General features: G+C 70.9%; 15 protein-coding genes and 1 tRNA gene. 6 read left to right on the top strand and 10 right to left on the bottom strand.

What is annotated here, in order from left to right; translation table 11 throughout:
- Positions 1-185: 185 nt before the first annotated feature.
- On the bottom strand, positions 186-1,958 hold the full coding sequence (locus tag HDA41_RS19745; protein ID WP_184985715.1) for an SDR family oxidoreductase: 1,773 nt from the start codon (positions 1,956-1,958) through the stop codon (positions 186-188).
- 192 nt (positions 1,959-2,150) lie between these two features.
- Between HDA41_RS19745 and HDA41_RS19740 the strand changes: the two genes are divergently transcribed.
- The 6 genes from HDA41_RS19740 to HDA41_RS19715 all read left to right on the top strand — a co-directional run bounded on the left by HDA41_RS19740 (position 2,151) and on the right by HDA41_RS19715 (position 6,438).
- Positions 2,151-3,119: an ABC transporter ATP-binding protein gene (locus HDA41_RS19740; protein ID WP_184993561.1), complete on the top strand. Its 969-nt coding sequence runs from the start codon at positions 2,151-2,153 to the stop codon at positions 3,117-3,119.
- The gene (locus tag HDA41_RS19735; RefSeq protein WP_184985713.1) at positions 3,109-4,026 is read left to right on the top strand and encodes an ABC transporter permease; all 918 of its coding nucleotides are present in this window, start codon (positions 3,109-3,111) and stop codon (positions 4,024-4,026) included. Before HDA41_RS19740 ends, HDA41_RS19735 begins: the two co-directional genes overlap by 11 nt.
- Entirely contained in the window at positions 4,023-4,934 is a 912-nt protein-coding gene (locus tag HDA41_RS19730) for an ABC transporter ATP-binding protein (RefSeq protein ID WP_184985711.1), read from the top strand. Before HDA41_RS19735 ends, HDA41_RS19730 begins: the two co-directional genes overlap by 4 nt.
- Positions 4,935-4,943: 9 nt before the next feature.
- Positions 4,944-5,663 (top strand): ABC transporter permease subunit, encoded by a 720-nt coding sequence (locus HDA41_RS19725; protein WP_184985709.1) that lies wholly within the window; start codon positions 4,944-4,946, stop codon positions 5,661-5,663.
- Between the two features lie 101 nt (positions 5,664-5,764).
- Complete coding sequence (locus tag HDA41_RS19720; RefSeq protein ID WP_184985707.1) at positions 5,765-6,061, top strand: SGM_3592 family protein; 297 nt, start codon at positions 5,765-5,767, stop codon at positions 6,059-6,061.
- A gap of 272 nt (positions 6,062-6,333) precedes the next feature.
- Positions 6,334-6,438: transfer RNA gene (locus HDA41_RS19715), tRNA-OTHER, on the top strand.
- A gap of 37 nt (positions 6,439-6,475) precedes the next feature.
- Here HDA41_RS19715 and HDA41_RS19710 read toward each other — a convergent pair.
- From HDA41_RS19710 to HDA41_RS19670, 9 genes are all read right to left on the bottom strand, one after another.
- On the bottom strand, positions 6,476-7,282 hold the full coding sequence (locus HDA41_RS19710; protein ID WP_184985705.1) for an HAD family hydrolase: 807 nt from the start codon (positions 7,280-7,282) through the stop codon (positions 6,476-6,478).
- On the bottom strand, positions 7,279-8,556 hold the full coding sequence (serS, locus tag HDA41_RS19705; RefSeq protein WP_184985704.1) for a serine--tRNA ligase: 1,278 nt from the start codon (positions 8,554-8,556) through the stop codon (positions 7,279-7,281). The genes HDA41_RS19710 and serS overlap by 4 nt, the downstream gene beginning before the upstream one ends.
- Positions 8,557-9,096: 540 nt before the next feature.
- Positions 9,097-10,029: a prephenate dehydratase gene (pheA, locus tag HDA41_RS19700; protein WP_184985702.1), complete on the bottom strand. Its 933-nt coding sequence runs from the start codon at positions 10,027-10,029 to the stop codon at positions 9,097-9,099.
- A gap of 61 nt (positions 10,030-10,090) precedes the next feature.
- Complete coding sequence (gene efeB, locus HDA41_RS19695; RefSeq protein ID WP_184985700.1) at positions 10,091-11,380, bottom strand: iron uptake transporter deferrochelatase/peroxidase subunit; 1,290 nt, start codon at positions 11,378-11,380, stop codon at positions 10,091-10,093.
- Between the two features lie 6 nt (positions 11,381-11,386).
- On the bottom strand, positions 11,387-13,399 hold the full coding sequence (locus HDA41_RS19690) for a copper resistance CopC/CopD family protein (RefSeq protein ID WP_184985698.1): 2,013 nt from the start codon (positions 13,397-13,399) through the stop codon (positions 11,387-11,389).
- Between the two features lie 13 nt (positions 13,400-13,412).
- Positions 13,413-13,895: a copper chaperone PCu(A)C gene (locus tag HDA41_RS19685; RefSeq protein WP_184985696.1), complete on the bottom strand. Its 483-nt coding sequence runs from the start codon at positions 13,893-13,895 to the stop codon at positions 13,413-13,415.
- Positions 13,892-14,545, bottom strand: coding sequence for an SCO family protein (locus HDA41_RS19680; protein ID WP_184985694.1), 654 nt, complete (start codon positions 14,543-14,545; stop codon positions 13,892-13,894). The genes HDA41_RS19685 and HDA41_RS19680 overlap by 4 nt, the downstream gene beginning before the upstream one ends.
- Before the next feature lie 95 nt (positions 14,546-14,640).
- Complete coding sequence (locus HDA41_RS19675) at positions 14,641-15,369, bottom strand: YcnI family copper-binding membrane protein (protein ID WP_184985692.1); 729 nt, start codon at positions 15,367-15,369, stop codon at positions 14,641-14,643.
- 145 nt (positions 15,370-15,514) lie between these two features.
- A complete protein-coding gene (locus HDA41_RS19670; protein WP_184985690.1) occupies positions 15,515-16,324 on the bottom strand; it encodes a hypothetical protein in 810 nt (269 codons plus the stop codon).
- Between the last annotated feature and the right edge of the window lie 100 nt (positions 16,325-16,424).

Here is a 16,424-nt window from a genome sequence, read left to right as displayed (position 1 = left end):
GGTCAGCGCGGCCTGGGAAGGCACAGGTTCCGCGGCGGTACGGCTCGGGTGAGCCGCGCCGGCGCGGATCCGATGCGGGAGAGACCTGAATCACGCGATCGAGTTTGGCTTCGGAGGTTTGATCCACAGCCAGGTGGTGTTATCCACAGCGGAATTCGCGAATCTGTGGACAACTGGCCTTCACATCAAGTGTCTTGGGGCCATACCGGTGGCTTCACCCGCGCGATCCCCCGCAGTACCCCCGGCGCGAACCGCGACAGCCACCGCGCGCCCCGCGCCTCCGCCGTGACCGGAACCACCGCGTCATTGCGTACCACCGCCCGCAGGATCGCCGCGGCGACCTTCTCCGGCGGGTAGTTCCGCAGCCCGTACAGGCGGGCGGCGCGCTGCTGGAGCCGCTTCTCCTCGCCGGCGTCGACCCCGGCGAAGTGGGCCGTGGACGTGATGGCGGTGTTGACGAAGCCGGGGCAGACCGCCGTCACGCCGATCCCCTGCCCGGCGAGCTCCGCCCGCAGGCACTCGCTGAGCATCAGCACGGCCGCCTTGGAGGTGCTGTACGCGGGCAGCGCCCGGGACGGCTGGTACGCCGCCGCCGAGGCCACGTTGACGATGTGGCCGCCCTGCCCGCGCTCGGCCATCCGCCGGCCGAAGAGCCGGCAGCCGTGGATCACGCCCCACAGGTTGACGTCGAGGATCTTCTTCCAGTCCTCCGGCGTGGTGTCGAAGAAGGAACCGGACAGTCCGATCCCGGCGTTGTTCACGAGGACGTCCACCACGCCGTACTCGGTGGTGACCTTCTCGGCGAGCTTCTCCATGGCCTGCTCGTCGGAGACGTCGACCGTCTCCGCCCAGGCCGCGGGGGCGCCCGCCAGGCGGGACGACTCGGCGGTGCGGGCAGCCGCCTCCTTGTTCCGGTCGACGGCGACCACGCGCGCGCCCGCCTCGGCGAACGCCAGCGCCGTGGCCCGCCCGATGCCGCTGCCCGCCCCGGTGACCAGCACGAGCTGCCCGCCGAACCGCTCGGCGTGCCTGCCGCCCGTCGCCACCGGGGACCGCCCGCTCTCCACGGACGTCACGAACTCCTCGATCCACGAAGACAGCTGATCCGGACGGGTGCGCGGAATCCAGTGCCCCGCCTGAACGGTCCTGCGGGTCAGCTGCGGAACCCACTGCTCCAGTCCGTCGTGGAGCCGCTCGGACAGGAACCGGTCCCCCAGGGGCGTCACGATCTGCACGGGCGCGTGGGCGTACGCGTCGGGGCGCGGCCTGCGCAGCCGGGGCCGGACGTTGTCCCGGTACAGCCAGGCCCCGTGTGCCGCGTCCGACGGCAGGGACGAGGTCGGGTAGTCACCCCGGGGCACCTTCTCGACGCGCTCCAGGACCCGGGGCCAGTGCTTGCCGAGCGGGCCGCGCCAGGCCAGCTCGGGCAGCACGGGCGTCTGCAGCAGGTACACGTACCAGGACCTGGCGCCCTGTCCGAGGAGCTGGCCGACCCGGCGCGGGGTGGGCCGCTTCACACGGCTGTTGATCCAGTGGCCGAAGTGGTCCAGGGACGGCCCGGACATGGACGTGAAGGAGGCGATGCGGCCCTCGGTGCGCCGGACGGTGGTGAACTCCCAGGCCTGCACCGAGCCCCAGTCGTGCCCGACCAGATGCACCGGCCGGTCCGGGCTGACCGCGTCCGCGACGGCCAGGAAGTCGTCCGTCAGCTTCTCCAGCGTGAACCCGCCCCGCAGCGGCCGCGGCGCCGTAGACCGCCCGTGCCCGCGGACGTCGTACGCCACCACGTGGAAGTGCCCGGCGAGACGCGCGGCGACCTCGGACCACACCTCTTTGCTGTCGGGGTAGCCGTGCACCAGGACCACCGTCGGCCGCCGGGGATCACCCACCTCGGCCACGCACAGCTCGACCCCGCCGGTCCGCACCCAGCGCTCCCGCGCGCCCGTGAGCAACGTCATCCGGCGAATCTGGCAGTTGTTAGAGACATCGTCAATAGGGCGCTCCCGGGCGTGGTCTCCGGCCTGCTCCCGGTCGTGGTAACTCTCAGGAACCAGGTCCCCTAAGGGCCCCTACTCCTCCAGGTTGACCCGAGAACAGCTCTGCGGAGTGACGACCCCCACGATCGCGGCCCCTACCTTCGAATCGTGACTGTGATCGCGACCGAAAGCCTGAGCAAGCGGTTCCCCCGGGTGACCGCGCTTGACCGGCTCTCCGTGGACGTCGGGCCCGGTGTGACCGGACTCGTCGGAGCCAACGGAGCCGGCAAGTCCACACTGATCAAGATCCTGCTGGGTCTGTCCCCCGCCACCGAGGGCCGCGCCGAAGTGCTCGGCCTCGACGTCGCCACCAGGGGCGCCGACATCCGCGAGCGGGTCGGCTACATGCCCGAGCACGACTGCCTGCCGCCGGACGTCTCGGCCACCGAGTTCGTCGTCCACATGGCACGCATGTCCGGCCTGCCGCCCACCGCCGCACGCGAGCGCACCGCCGACACCCTGCGCCACGTCGGCCTGTACGAGGAGCGCTACCGCCCCATCGGCGGCTACTCGACCGGCATGAAGCAGCGCGTGAAGCTCGCGCAGGCCCTCGTGCACGACCCGCAGCTGGTCTTCCTCGACGAGCCGACCAACGGCCTCGACCCGGTCGGCCGCGACGAGATGCTCGGCCTGATCCGCCGGATCCACACCGACTTCGGCATCTCGGTCCTGGTCACCTCGCACCTGCTGGGCGAACTGGAACGCACCTGCGACCACGTCGTCGTGGTCGACGGAGGCAAACTCCTGCGCTCCAGCTCCACCACGGACTTCACCCAGACCACGACGACCCTGGCGATCGAGGTCACCGACACCGACGAGCACCCGGACGGCACCCGCGCGATGCGCGAAGCGCTGCACGCGCGCGGGGTGAGCGTCGAGGACGGCAGCGGCCTGCCGGGCGCCGGCCACATCCTGCTGCTCACCGCCCGGGGCGAGGAGACGTACGACCTGGTCCGGGACGTGATCGCGGACCTCGGACTCGGCCTGGTGCGCATGGAGCAGCGCAGGCACCACATCTCCGAGGTCTTCACGACCAGTGACCAGCACGAGCAGCGGAAGGAGGCGGTCGGCCATGGCGGTTGAGCACTCCACGGGGACATCCGCCCCGGCGCCGGGTGACCAGACCCGCATCCACAACATCGGCTACCGCAGCTACGACGGCCCCCGGCTGGGCCGCGCCTACGCCCGCCGTTCCCTGTACTCGCAGTCCCTGCGCGGCTCCTACGGCCTCGGCCGCTCGGTGAAGTCCAAGGTGCTGCCCATGCTGCTGTTCGTGGTGATGTGCGTGCCCGCGGCCATCATGGTCGCCGTCGCGGTCGCCACCAAGGCCAACGCCCTGCCCGTGGACTACACGAGCTACGCGATCGTCATGCAGGCGGTCATCAGCCTGTACGTCGCCTCGCAGGCGCCCCAGTCCGTCTCGCGCGACCTGCGCTTCAAGACCGTGCCGCTGTACTTCTCGCGGCCGATCGAGACCGCCGACTACGTCCGCGCCAAGTTCGCGGCGCTGGCCTCGGCGCTGTTCATCCTCACCGCCGGTCCCCTGCTCGTGCTCTACGTGGGCGCGCTGCTGGCCAAGCTCGACTTCGCCGACCAGACCAAGGGATTCGCACAAGGACTGGTCTCCGTGGCACTGCTCTCACTGCTGTTCGCCGGCATCGGCCTGGTCATCGCGTCCTTCACCCCGCGCCGCGGCTTCGGCATCGCGGCCGTGATCGCCGTGCTGACCATCACCTACGGCGCGGTCTCCACCCTCCAGGCCATCGCCGACGCACAGGGCAGCAGCGACGCCGTGCCGTGGATCGGGCTGTTCTCGCCGACCACGATCGTCGACGGCGTGCAGTCCGCGTTCCTGGGCGCGACCTCCGCCTTCCCCGGCGGGGTGGGCCCGAGCACCGCCGAGGGCGTCGCCTACGTCCTCGTCGCCCTGGGCCTCATCGCGGCGAGCTACGGCCTCCTGATGCGCCGCTACAAGAAGGTGGGACTGTGACCACGCTCTCCATCGACCACGTCTCCCGCTGGTTCGGCAACGTGGTCGCCGTCAACGACATCACCATGACCGTCGGCCCCGGCGTCACCGGCCTGCTCGGCCCCAACGGCGCCGGAAAGTCCACCCTCATCAACATGATGGGCGGCTTCCTGGCACCCTCCACCGGCGCGGTCACCCTCGACGGCCAGCCGGTGTGGCGCAACGAGCAGATCTACAAGCACATCGGCGTCGTCCCCGAGCGGGAGGCGATGTACGACTTCCTCACCGGGCAGGAGTTCGTCCTGGCCAACGCCGAGCTGCACGGCCTGGGCGCCAAGGCGGCCCAGAAGGCGCTCGCCACGGTCGAGATGGAGTACGCGCAGGACCGCAAGATCCAGACGTACTCCAAGGGCATGCGCCAGCGCGTGAAGATGGCCTCCGCCCTGGTCCACGACCCGTCCCTGCTCCTGCTGGACGAGCCCTTCAACGGCATGGACCCGCGCCAGCGCATGCAGCTCATGGACCTGCTGCGGCGCATGGGCGACGAGGGCCGCACGGTGCTGTTCTCGTCCCACATCCTCGAAGAGGTCGAGCAACTCGCCTGGCACATCGAGGTCGTCGTCGCCGGCCGGCACGCCGCCAGCGGTGACTTCCGCAAGATCCGCCGCCTGATGACCGACCGGCCGCACCGCTACCTGGTGCGCTCCAGCGACGACCGCGCCCTCGCGGCCGCGCTGATCGCCGACCCGTCGACGTCCGGCATCGAGGTCGACCTCGCCGAGGGCGGCCTGCGCATCCAGGCCGTCGACTTCGGCCGTTTCACGGCTCTGCTGCCGCGGGTGGCCAGGGACCACGGCATCCGGCTGCTCACGGTCTCGCCGTCCGACGAGTCCCTCGAGTCCGTCTTCTCGTACCTCGTCGCGGCGTAGGAGGCCCTGATGTACGACCCCACAGTCGCCCGGCTCACCTACCGGGCCCTGCTCGGCCGACGCCGGGCTCTCATCCTCGGCGCCCTGCCGCTGCTGCTCATCGCCATCTCGGTGGTGGTGCGCTTCCTCGCCGGGGCGGACGACCAGACGGCGGCGGACCTGCTCGGCGGCCTCGCCCTCGCCACGATGGTGCCGATCATCGGCGTCATCGCCGGGACCGGCGCGATCGGACCGGAGATCGACGACGGCTCGGTGGTGTACCTGCTGTCGAAACCGATCAAACGCCCGACGATCATCTTCACCAAGCTGATCGTCGCGATCGCGGTGACGATGGTGTTCTCCGCGGTGCCGACGCTCGTCGCGGGCTTCATCCTGAACGGCAACGGCCAGCAGGTCGCCGTCGCCTACACGGTGGCCGCGCTGGTCGCCTCCATCGCGTACGCGGCGCTGTTCCTGCTGCTGGGCACGGTCTCCCGGCACGCGGTGGTGTTCGGGCTCGTCTACGCCCTGGTCTGGGAGGCCCTGTTCGGCTCCCTGGTGCCGGGCGCCCGCACGCTGAGCGTCCAGCAGTGGGCGCTGGCCGTGGCCCAGAAGGTGTCCGGCGGCGACCTGGTGACCTCGGACGTCGGCCTCACCACGGCGACGGTCCTGCTGGTGGCCGTCACAGCGCTGGCCACCTGGTACGCCGGTCAGAAGCTGCGCTCGCTGACACTCGCCGGCGAGGAGTGACGTGCCCCGGCCTTGACGGGGGCTTCACCTCCGTCAGGGCACACTGGGCAAACGGGATGTAGGGGAAGCGCACGGGAGTTGGACGGCTGGGAGGGACGGGGATGGCGGGCGAGAGGGCTCAGTACGACGACCAGGGGCAGTCCGCATCCGGCGCCGGGAACGCGCCCGGATCCGGTTCCGGGGACGCTGCCCGGGACGGCCTCGACGGACTCGACGGCCTCGTCCTGGACGAGGACTTCATACGCTCCGCCGAGACCTCCGAGCCGTCCGCCCGCGCCCGGATGCTCGCCGCGCGCTGGCGCCGCGAGGAGCCGGAGCCCCAGCCCTGGCGCTCCGACGAGCCACCCGCGGGCTGGTTCTTCAGCAAGGCCCGCAGGCGTAGGTGGCGCAGGCGCTAGCCGGTCCGGCCGCCGCCGGTTTATTCAGTGGCGCCCAATTCGTCCGGCGGGCAGAGTGGTTGTCGTCCCTGCCGGGCGATCAGCCCGGCGCCACGTTCTGGGAGAGGAGCGGGACGGTGCCCATGCACGGCAGTACGTCCGGCTCCCTTCAGGGCAGCCCGCGGCGGGTTCCGGAGTAGTCGCTACCCCTCCGTAGAACTTGCCCCATACGGGGAGCTGCCCGGGGCGGCCGCTTCGAGCACGCGAATCGCACTCGCGTGGGCCGCCCACCCGGAGGATTGGCCGAGTGGCAAGGCACTGGCTCGCGCTGTGTTCGATCGAAAGCGAGTCATGGTCGGGCTGGAAAGCCCGCGCACGTTCGATCCGTGCATCCTCCGCCGAGCACCACCGGGCACTGAGCGACAGGCCCGAGGTTCAGCCCAGCAACCGCTCCAGCACCACCGCGATCCCGTCCTCCTCGTTCGAGGACGTCACCTCGTCGGCCACCGCCTTCAGCTCCTCGTGGGCGTCCGCCATCGCGACACCGTAGGAGGACCAGGCGAACATCGGTATGTCGTTGGGCATGTCGCCGAAGGCGATCGTGTCGGCCGCCTTCACCTTGAGCCGGCGCGCCGCCAGGGACAGGCCGGTCGCCTTGGACAGGCCCAGGGGCAGGAGTTCGATGATGCCCTCGCCCGCCATGACGACGGTGACGAAACCACCGGCGGTGCGCGTGGCCACCTCGCACAGCTCGTCGTCCGAGAGCGTCGGGTGCTGGATGTACAGCTTGTTCAGGGGCGCGGTCCACAGGTCGGACGCGTCCGTGAACGGGGTCGAGGGCAAGTTGCCGTAGGCCGCGTAGCCGGGCCCCACCAGCACCTCGCCGTCCAGGCCGTCCCGGCTCGCCGCCAGGTACAGCGGGCCGACCTCCGCCTCGATCTTGGCCAGCGCCACCCCGGCCAGCTGCCGGTCGAGCGTCACCGACGTCAGCAGCCGGTGGGTGCCGACGTCGTACACCTGCGCGCCCTGGCCGCAGACGGCCAGCCCCTGGTAGCCGAGGTCGTCGAGGATGTGCCGGGTCCACGGGACCGCGCGGCCGGTGACGACGATGTGCGCGGCGCCCGCCGCGGTGGCCGCGGCGAGCGCGTCACGGGTGCGGGGCGACACCGACTCGTCGGAACGCAGCAGCGTCCCGTCGAGGTCGGTGGCGATCAGCTGGTACGGAAAACCGGCGGTGGTCACTTGGCCACCGGCTCCAGGACCTCCCGGCCGCCCAGGTACGGACGCAGCACCTCGGGCACCCGCACGGAGCCGTCGGCCTGCTGGTGGTTCTCCAGGATCGCCACGATCGTGCGCGGCACGGCGCACAGCGTGCCGTTGAGCGTGGCCAGCGGGCGGACCTGCTTGCCCTCACGGACGCGGATCGACAACCGGCGGGACTGGAACTCGGTGCAGTCCGAGGTCGAGGTCAGCTCGCGGTACTTGCCCTGGGTGGGGATCCACGCCTCGCAGTCGAACTTGCGGGACGCCGAGGCGCCCAGGTCGGCGCTCGCCACGTCGATCACGCGGTACGGCAGCTCCAGCGAGGTCAGCCACTGCTTCTCCCACTTCAGCAGCCGCTGGTGCTCGGATTGCGAGTCCTCCGGGGTGACGTAGGAGAACATCTCGACCTTGTCGAACTGGTGCACACGGAAGATGCCCCGGGTGTCCTTGCCGTGCGAGCCGGCCTCGCGGCGGAAGCAGGGCGAGAAGCCCGCGTAGCGCAGCGGCAGCTTCTCGGCGTCGATGATCTCGTCCATGTGGTACGCGGCGAGCGGGACCTCGGACGTGCCGACCAGGTAGAGATCGTCGCTCGCGAGGTGGTAGACGTCCTGGGCGGCCTGCCCGAGGAAGCCGGTGCCCGCCATGGACTGGGGGCGGACCAGGGCCGGGGTCAGCATCGGGGTGAAGCCGGCCGCGCTGGCCTGGGCCATCGCCGCGTTCACCAGGGCGAGCTCCAGCAGGGCGCCCACGCCCGTCAGGAAGTAGAAGCGCGAGCCGGAGACCTTGGCGCCGCGCTCGACGTCGATCGCGCCGAGGATCTGGCCGAGCTCCAGGTGGTCCCTGGGCTCGAAGCCCTCGGTGGTGAAGTCGCGAATCGTGCCGTGCGTCTCCAGGGTGACGAAGTCCTCCTCGCCGCCGACGGGCACGTCCGGGTGGACGAGGTTGCCGAGCCTCTGGAGCAGCTGCTGGGTCTCGGTGGCGGCCGCGTCACGGTCCGCGTCGGCGGCCTTGACGTCGGCGGCGAGCTGGCCCGCCTTCTTCAGCAGCTCGGCCTTCTCGTCTCCGGAAGCCTTGGGGATGAGCTTGCCGAGCGCCTTCTGCTCGGCGCGCAGCTCGTCGAAGCGGACGCCGGACGACCTGCGCCGCTCGTCGGCGGACAGGAGGGAGTCGACGAGCGCGACGTCCTCTCCACGGGCGCGCTGCGACGCGCGCACACGGTCGGGGTCCTCACGGAGCAGGCGAAGGTCAATCACGTGCTCAAGGCTACCGGTGTGCGATGACCGCCCACGACTCACTATTCCCGGTGTGGCTTACGTACCGTTATGACGGAATTGCACACTGTGTCAATAAACGGACCGTCTCTCCCCGGAAAGAGGCATCCATGGGGCGCGGGATTGACTCGAATTCCTTGTGGGGAACGGGACTTGGGGCTCGGTTGTCCACAGGGATCCCCACATGCCGAAAAGTTATCCACAGGCTGTGTGGAAGATCTGTGGACTTCGCAACTGATCACTCCGGAAGGCCGGGTCGCACCGAAGGATTCCCGACACAAACCTGCCTTACCCTCACGTTCGAGTGGAAATGGGTCACTCCAAAGAGTTACGCAAGGGGAAACGGTGGACGAAGGGCGACCTGCCCGTCGATGGACAGGTCAGGGGCCTTAGGGCGATTTGTCGACTGGCTCATGTTTCGTTGTCGACTTGTCCCCAGGTCGAGAAGCGGACCTGTGGATAACTTCTGTGGATAACGACAATCAGCAGGTACGACCTGCCTGAAGCCGCCCGGAGCCGGTTCTAGAACCGGCCGTCCTGGCACCGCGCCACCCAGTCCGCCGCCGCCACGAACTCGTCGTCCGACGTCCCCGGCCGTGGCGGCTGGACGTCCCCCGGCTGCATGCCCGCGCGCGGGTAGGACCCGAGGTAGCGCACCTGGAGGCAGATCCGCTTGAGGCCCATCAGGGCCTCGGCCACCCGGCGGTCGGAGATGTGGCCCTCGGCGTCGACGCAGAAGCAGTAGTTGCCGATGCCCGCGCCCGTGGGCCGGGACTGGAGCAGCATCAGGTTGATGCCGCGGGTGGCGAACTCGCCCAGCAGGTCGCGCAGACCGCCGGGGTGGTCGTCGCGCTGCCACAGCACGACGGAGGTCTTGTCCGCGCCGGTCGGCGCGGCGGGCCGGGCGGGACGGCCGACCAGCACGAACCGCGTCTGGGCGTTCTCCGCGTCGTGGATCCCGGTCTCCAGGGCTTCCAGGCCGTAGCGGGCGGCCGCGAACTCCCCGGCGAAGGCGGCGTCGTACTGGCCCTCCTGGACCAGCCGGGCGGCGTCCGCGTTCGAGGCGGCCGACTCCCAGTGGGCGTCCGGGAGGTTCTTCTTCAGCCAGTTGCGCACCTGCGGCTGGGCTGCCGGGTGGGCGGAGACCGTCTTGATGTCCGACAGCTTCGTGCCCGGGCGGACCAGCAGCGCGAAGGTGATCGACAGCAGCACCTCGCGGTAGATCATCAGCGGAGCGCCGGCGACCAGCTCGTCGAGGGTGGTGGTGATGCCGCCCTCGACGGAGTTCTCGATCGGCACGAACGCGGCCTCGGCGTCGCCGACGCGTACCGCGTCGAGCGCGGACTGGACGGACACGTACGGGATGAGCTCCCGGGTGGCGGCCTCGGGGAGGGTGCGCAGGGCGACTTCGGTGAAGGTGCCCTCGGGGCCGAGATACGCATAGCTCGCTGGCATGACCTCACCCTAATGGGCTCGCGGAAGCGCTATCCCCGACAACCCACCGAGAGCTGAATTCTCACCCCTCCAGCAACTTCTGCCCCACATACCCGCCCTCGGCGGCCCCACCGGGCACCGCGAACAGCCCGCTCGACTCGTGCCGGATGAACTGCGACAGGGCGTCGCCGCGGTCGAGCTTGCGCTGCACCGGCACGAAGCCGCGCAGTGGATCGGCCTGCCAGCAGATGAAGAGCAGGCCCGCGTCGGGGACGCCGTCCGGGTCGATGCCGTCGTGGAACGAGAAGGGGCGGCGGAGCATCGCCGCGCCGCCGTTCTGGTCGGGCCGCGTGATCCGGGCGTGGGCGTTGATCGGGACGACCAGGTTGCCCTGGGAGTCCGTCTTCTCCAGGTCCATCGCGGTCGTCTCGGTACCGCCGGACAGCGCCGCCCCGTCGGACTTGCGGCGGCCGATCACGTCCTCCTGCGCCTTGACGGAGAGCTTCTCCCAGTCGTCGAGGAGCATGCGGATCCGGCGTACGACGGCGTAGGAGCCGTTCGCCATCCAGGCCGGTTCGCCTTTCTCCGGCACGAAGATCCGCTGGTCGAAGTCGGGCTCGGACGGCTTCGGATTGCGGGTGCCGTCGATCTGGCCCATCAGGTTGCGGGCCGTCATGGGGTGGGCGGTGGCGCCCGGTGAGCGGTTGAAGCCGTTCATCTGCCAGCGGATCCGGGCCGCCGACCCCGCGTCCTTCTGGATCGCGCGCAGGGCGTGGAAGGCCACGAGGGCGTCGTTGGCGCCGATCTGCACCCACAGGTCGCCGTTGCTGCGCTTCTTGTCGAGGTGGTCGGAGGAGAACTCGGGCAGCGGGTCCAGAGCGGTCGGGCGCTGCTTCTCCAAGCCGGTCCTGCCGAAGAAGCTGTGGCCGAAGCCGAAGGTGATCGTCAGCGACGAGGGCCCGGCGTCGCGTGCCACGTCGGTGTCGTCGTGCGCGCTGGGCTCACCCGCCATCAGCCGCCGGGCCGTCTCCGACCAGCGGCGCAGCAGCGCGGCGGCTTCCTTGCGGCCGGCGCCCGCCGCCAGGTCGAAGGCGACGAGGTGGCCGCGGGCCTGGAGGCCGTCGGTGATACCGGGCTGATGTTTCCCGTGAAACATCGCCCGGTCGGCACCGAGTGAGGTGAGGGGAGCGGCGGCCTCGGTGGGGGCGGCGGCGTATCCGACGGCCGCGCCCGCCGTGCCGAGCACGAGCCCGGTGGCACCGGCGGAGCCGAGCAGGCGTCGCCGTGAGATGCCCTCGTCGGCCGGGGCCGCTTCGGTCTTCGCCGGGGCGGCGCCGGAGGTACGGACTTTCGGAAGGGACTGGTCAGCCATGGTGGTTCAGCCGATCTGCGCGTTCTTGGTGACGGTCACCTCGTCGATGTCGGAGGTCCGCACGGTCACGTCGACCTTCCAGTCGCCGGCCATGGGGATCTGCACTCCGTTCGCCGACCAGTGTCCGGTTGCGAGGTGGTCGGGGACGACGGGCAGCGGCCCGATGTCCTTGGCTTTCAGGGTGAAGTCGACCTTGACCTCGGGGATGTCGAAGGCCTGGCCGTCGGGCCGCTCCACGTAGACGTGCATCTCGTTGTCGCCCACGCGTGCGGGGTCGAGGTCGACGGTGACGATGCCCTTGCCGTTCTCGCCGCCGGTGTCGAAGGGCATGTTCAGGGTCAGCGCCCCGGACGCTCCCGTGTCCGGCGAGGTGGACGCGGAGGCCGACGTGGCGGCCTTGGCCTCCTGCTCCGTGCGTCCCGGCTCGGTCTGCGTGAGGACGGTGGTGACGGCGAGCAGGACGACCGCGATGCCGGCCTCGGCCAGCACGGAGCGGCGCAGGCCGAGGCGGTCGGGGTCGGCGTCCCGCAGCCGCTTCTGCCGGGCGGCGTCCCGGGCGGCCCGCTGCCGGGCGAGTTGCGCGGCCCGCTCGGTGTCGGCGGGTTCGGAATCAGGCTGCTCGTCGGCGTCGGCGTCGGTGTCGGTGTCGGTGTCCGTGGCGGTGTCCGTGGCGGCTTCTGGGCCCGCGCCGGTCCGGTCATCGCCGGTCCCGCCGGGCTCCGCGTCACCGGAGGCCTCAGCCCCTGCTCCGACCCGCGCCTTCTCCCGCTCCGCCGCTGCCGGCACCGTCTCCGCCAGCCGCCCCGTCCACCGGCGTGAGATCCACGCGACGCCGACCAGGAGGGCCGCGAGGGCGATCTTGGCGAGGAGCAGCTGTCCGTAGCGGGTGTCGGTGAAGGCGGACCAGGAGCCGAGCTGGCGCCAGGACTGGTACGTCCCGGTCGCGATCAGTGCGAGGACGCTGCCGAAGGCGAGTCGGGAGAAGCGGCGTACGGCCGACGTGTCGACGGGCGTGTCGGCGGGTGCCCGGTACAGGGCGACCAGCAGCGCGCCCAGCCCGCCGAGCCACGCGGCGACGGCCAGCAGATGGACGACGTCGACCGGCATGGCGATGCCCGCCTGGAGTCCGACCGAGGCGTGCTCGGACATCGCCCAGCTCGCGGCGAGCCCGGCCGCCACGACGACACCGCCGATGGCGAGCCCGAAGGTCAGGTCCCGCTTCTCCTGAGGATCCTCGCGCTTGTCGTAAGCACCGAACAGCACGGCGATGAACAGCGCCGCCGCGGCGAGCAGCAGCAGCCGGGACACCAGTGCCGCGCCGGTCTTGGTCTGGAGCACCTGCCCGAGCAGGGACAGGTCGAAGATGTCGGCGACCTTCCCGGAGCCGGTGAAGGAGCCGCGCAGGAGCAGCAGGGCGAGGGTCGCGCCGGTGAGCGCCAGCCACCCGGAGACGACGAACCGCTGCACGGGCCGCACCCCGGAGCCGCGTGGCCAGCAGGCGAGTACGAAGGCGGCGCCACCGGCCATCACGATGAACCCGGCGTAGGACACGTACCGCCCGAGGCCGTAGAGCCAGCCGACCACGCCGTCGTCGGCCGTCTGCCCGGAGACCGTCACGGACGTCTTGGACGGGGCGCCGATGGAGAAGGTGTAGGCGCCGGCGACGGGATGGCTGTCCGCGGACACCACCTGGTAGGCGACCGTGTAGGTGCCGTCGGGCAGGCCGGAGTGGAGCCGCACGGCGTACGTCGTGCCGCTGACGTTGGACGGCTCGCCCGCGTCGACGCGCTTGCCCCCGGGGTCGAGCACGCGCAGCGAGTCGCCGGACATCGCCACCTGCTCGGAGAAGGTGAGCGAGATCCGGGCCGGGGCCTTGTCGACCACCGCCCCCTGCGCGGGGTCGCTGCCGGTCACCGCGGCGTGCGCGGAGGCCGGTCCGGCGCCGACGAGGAGTGCGCAGGCCGCGGCCAGGAGCAGCAGCACCACGGTCCGGACGCGGGGGGCGATGGTCTGCGTCACAGGGGTCCCTCCCTCAGTGTCCGGTCGTCGGGCGGTAGGTCGCCGACTTCACCGGCATCTCGACCTCGACCGGGCCGGAGTGGGCGAAGTGCAGCTCGACGGAGACCGTCTGACCTTCCTTCGGCTTGTGCTTCAGCTGCTCGAACATCAGGTGGTTGCCGCCGCTCTTCAGCACGAGTTCGCCGCGGGCGGGGACCTTCAGGCCCTTGACCTCCTGCATGGCCGAGCCGACGGTCTCATGCACGGTGACCTGCCCGGCGATGTCGCTGGTGACCGAGGTCAGCTCGTCGGCGGCACCGCCCTTGTTGGTGACGGTGAAGAAGCCGGCCGCCATCTCGTCGGAGACGGGCTGCGGCATGTAGGCGGAGCTCACGGAGAGTTCCGCATTGCCGCTCCCGGAAGCGGAGTCGCCGGATTCCGAGTCCGGGCCGCCGCAGCCCGCCAGGGCGAGCGCCCCGGCTATGACGAGGGCCGCCGGGCCGAGTCGCCGCCTCACGGGTTCTCCCCCTTGGTGATCTCGGGGAGGTCCTTGGTGTAGTCGTCGACGGTGGCGTCCTCGCCGTAGAGGACATAGCCGCCGTCGGTCTTCGGCGAGAAGGCGATGACCTGGGTGCCGTGCTCGGAGATGATCTTGCCGTTCTTGTCCTTCCGCGGCGGATCGATGGAGATGCCGAGGGTGCGGGCGCCGGCCTGGATGGTCGGGAAGTCGCCGGTGAGGCCGATGAACTGCGGGTCGATGCCCTTGAGCCACTTGCCCAGCTCTGCCGGCTTGTCGCGGTCCGGGTCGGTGGTGACGAACACGACGCGCAGCTCGTCCTGCTCGGCCTTGGGCAGCTGCTTCTTGGCCACGGCGATGTTGCTCATCGTCGACGGGCACACGTCGGGGCAGTGGGTGTAGCCGAAGTAGATCAGTGTGGGCTTGCCCTCGGTCTCCTTGCGGAGGTCGTACTTCTTGCCCTGGGTGTCGGTGAGGACCAGGTCCGGCTTCTCGAACGGCTTGTCGAGAACGGTGGCGGCCTTGTCGGTACCGGCCTGCTCCGACACCACGGCGACGGGCTTGTCGCTGTCGTTGCCGCTGCCGCAGGCGGTCAGGGTCAGGGAGGTGGCGGCGAGCAGAGCGGCCGCGGCGAAGGTCTTGGTGCGCATAGAGAAATGTCCCAGATGTCGGTGACCCGGCGCGCACCGGGGGTGCCCCCGCCCGGGGGCGGGAACCCGGTGCGCGCCGTGCAACGGAAGCGGCGTCAGGCGTTGGTGCGCCGACGCCCGGCCAGCACGCCGTAGGCGACGCCCGCCGCGCCGACCACGATGCCGACGATGGCCAGGACGCGGGCGGTGGTGTCGGTGCTGTCGGAGGAGGCGGTGTCGGCGGAGGCCTTCTCGGCCGACTCGGCGTCGGAGGCATCGTCACCCGAGGAGGCGTGGTGCCCGTCCTCGGAGGCGGCGGACAGCTCCAGCACCGGGGCCGGGTTGTCGGGCTCGTCCTGGCCTTCCTGCGGCACCTCGATCCAGCGGACGACCTCCTTGTTGGAGTACGTCTGGAGGGCCTTGAAGACCAGCTGGTCGGTGTCCTCGGGCAGTTGACCGATCGAGACCGGGAACTTCTCGAAGTAGCCGGGCTCGATGCCCTTGCCGTCGGCGGTCCAGGTGACCTTGGTGACGGCCTCGGAGATCTTCTCGCCGTGCATCTCCAGCGGCTTGTCCAGCTTGGACTTGGTGACGACGATCTTCCAGCCGGGCATCGGCTCCGGCATCACCGAGGCCAGCGGGTGGTCCGTGGGGAAGTTGACCTCGAGCTTGGTGGTCGAGGCGTTGTCCCGCTCGTTGGGGACCTTGAAGTCGACGACCGCGTAGCCGCCCTTGGCTGCGTCGCCCTCGGGTTGCACGGTGACGTGCGCGAAGGCGGGGACGGACAGGGCGAGGACGGTGACACCGGCGGCGGCACCGGCCGCGGCGATACGGGAAGCCTTCATGGAAGGAACACTCCGCTGTGAGTCGGGTCGGGATGAAGAGGGATGAGGGTTACGCGCACGCGCGCGTGCCGCACGACGGCGGCCCCCCTCTCAGCCGCCCGAATCATCCGAATCGTACGAAAGGCGGAGTGGTGGTCGCGTCGCGTCAGGCGGCGAGTGCGGAGGCGCGAGCCGTGATGGTCGGCGGGCCGCGCCGGACGACCGTGTGCTGGAGTGCGGTCATACGCGGCATCACAGGCGCGGGTCGCACGGCGCACACGGGGCGCGGACAAGCTTCCGGCGCTCCCGGCAGCCCGGCGCGCAGGGCGCGCACCAGCGCGAGAGCGGCCCGCAGGGAGCGCACGAGCGCCCCTTCCGCGACACCCTGCGCCGGCAGCTCGGTGAGCCGCAGCAGAGCCAGGTCACCGTGGCGCAGCAGCCAGCCCGCGCCGACCGCCGCGAGGACGTGGCCGAGCAGCATCGGCAGGGACGGCCATAGCGAGGCCGAGGCGCCGCCGTCCGCCAGCAGGTGCGTGTGCGTGCCCGTGGGCGGTTGAATCCGGGCATCGATGAGGATCTTGTGGGCCTGCGCCGGGCTGATCGCCGCCGCGGTCGTGCCGCACACGAGCCGCGCGGCCTGCTGGATCAGCGCGGCGTCGCTCACGCCCGCCGGCACCGACGATGTGGCGGCGGCCGTACCGTGCTGGCCGAGTCCGAACAGCGTGTGCAATACGGTCTGACCGGCCGCGAGCAGCGCCGTGATCCCCGGCAGCGAGCGCACCCGCCCGGCGAACGGTGCCGCCACCGCGACCACCCCGAGGAAACCGGCGCCCAGCGTCCACAGCGGAATGCCGTCGCAGGAGGCGAGCGCGTGACCTGCCCCGGCCAGCACGACACAGACCGCGGCGAACACCGCGGCCCGCAGGATCCGGAGCGTGAGTCCGGAGCGCGTCGCGCACGCGTGGGGGGCAGTCATGGCGGGCTCATCATCGCACTGGCCCCGCAGACCTCGTGCGGCAGGTCCGCAAGATGCCGTACGACCAGAACATCACTTTCTGGCCCCACGCGCCCCCACA

The sequence above is a fragment of the Streptomyces caelestis genome (assembly GCF_014205255.1).
In the GTDB taxonomy this organism is placed as follows: Bacteria; Actinomycetota; Actinomycetes; order Streptomycetales; family Streptomycetaceae; genus Streptomyces; species Streptomyces caelestis.
Note: the sequence above shows the minus strand (reverse complement) of the source record. Positions and strands in the feature narration are given on the sequence as shown.